Here is a 1,702-nt window from a genome sequence, read left to right on the forward strand (position 1 = left end):
AATTATGCGCGCGGGACGAGTTTCGCCCTGAACAGCCAAGCTGTCCGCTTAACATACCAATTTGTGTCCAACAAGAATTGACTAACGCCGCAAATAATATCCCTGCAACAAACCATCCCAAGCCTCGAACGGATGAACAGATTTAGGCGGGCTTGAATACGGATCAACCCCTGTCCAGACTTCAGCAGGCGTATACCCGCGTAAATGCTGATGCGGCCTGATCAGGTTATACCAGGTCCTAAAATCCCCTGGCATTGCGTCCAGCATCAATCCATTGGCAGGCGTGGTTAAATTCAACTTTTGCTTCAAGCTTAAAAAGAAACGCTCGATTCTCCCGCTCTGCCACGGCTTGCCAGGTTCAGTGAATTCATGACGTATTCCTAATTCCTTTAAAGCCTGTCGGAATTTTTTACTGCGAAACACAGAGGCATTATCGGTACGAATAATTTGGGGCTTACCAAATAAATTGATCGCCTGTTTGATGTGTTCAAGTATCACCGCCGACGTCGCCAACTCCAAACGCTGCAAGCACACATTCATGCGCGTACCATGATCGATCATACCCAAAATAAAATGCTGTACGCCATCCGCATCCACTTTACCCGTCCCATCCAGACACCAGCGTACATTTGCAGGGCTGAAATCTGGAAACCGATTCCGCATCTCTTTGCGAATACCCTCCATCTCTGACCTATACTTCTGTACCCAGCCATACACCGTCCCCAAACTAATCGTCATCCCTGCATGCGCATACAAACGATTAAACTCATCGCGTATCTGACGATAACTATGAGCACCTTGCGCATGCCTGTACAACGCAAAATGCAAGACCCAGCGCGGCTTGGCCTGTCCCGCTCGCCTTTTGGGAGCTCTAGGATAAAATTGCTTGACGGGTGGGAAGAGGGCGGAGGCAGGTTTTTGCAAACGCCAATTCAAGCTTCCAAAACAATATTGAACATGCTTCAGAAAGCGCCACATCAAGCTTAAAAGTATATCTAAAACCCAGCAAAAAATCAGCTTCAACAATTCATTCATCATCAACATAACTACAATGGTCTTCCTCACCGTTGACAATGCCACCAGCATCCTCATCAAGGCACTGGGCACTGACATTGATGGCGACAGCCTCACCAGCAAACTCATCAGCACTGCTGGCCATGGCACCGTCACCCTCAATGCCGACGGCAGCTTCACCTACAAAGCCGCCGCAGGCTATGTTGGCAGCGACAGCTTCAGCTACAAAGTCAACGACGGCAAGGTCGATTCCAACCTCGCCACTGTCAGCATCACCGTCACCGCCGTTGCCCCACCAGCAATGACCAGTGCTGACCTTGGTTTGGCAGGGCAGTTCAACGCCTTCATCTTCAATGACTATACCGCCACAGGTGGCGAAGTCGCAGGCACCATGGCTGTAGGCCACAACTTCAATGTCTCCGCCTTCAGCATGGACACCACCCAAAAGAACTACCAGGGAGCGTCCTTAATCGTCGGTAACCAGCTCACCTTCAATGGCGGCTCCACCCATGGCAAAGCTACCTATGGCAGCAGCAAGAACGTCAACAACCTCCAGCAAGGTGACACTGTCGTCAAAGCCGCACCCCCATTCAGCTTTGCTGACAACAAAACCCAGTTGACCGATTTGTCCACCAACCTCGCAGCGCAAACTGCCAATGGCAAGACCACGATACAGTTCAGCGGCATG

General features: G+C 50.6%; 2 protein-coding genes. One reads left to right on the forward strand and one right to left on the reverse strand.

The genetic code is table 11. From position 1 onward, the window contains the following. Positions 1–81: 81 nt before the first annotated feature. Positions 82–1,038 (reverse strand): DDE-type integrase/transposase/recombinase, encoded by a 957-nt coding sequence (locus LZ463_RS28820; RefSeq protein ID WP_241459767.1) that lies wholly within the window; start codon positions 1,036–1,038, stop codon positions 82–84. A 13-nt stretch (positions 1,039–1,051) separates the two neighbouring features. Here LZ463_RS28820 and LZ463_RS28825 point away from each other — a divergent pair. Beyond that, positions 1,052–1,702 (forward strand): collagen-binding domain-containing protein (locus LZ463_RS28825; protein ID WP_241459768.1); only part of this gene is annotated, 651 nt, incomplete at its 3' end.

The organism is Undibacterium paludis, from assembly GCF_022568815.1.
Taxonomy (GTDB): domain Bacteria; phylum Pseudomonadota; class Gammaproteobacteria; order Burkholderiales; family Burkholderiaceae_D; genus Undibacterium.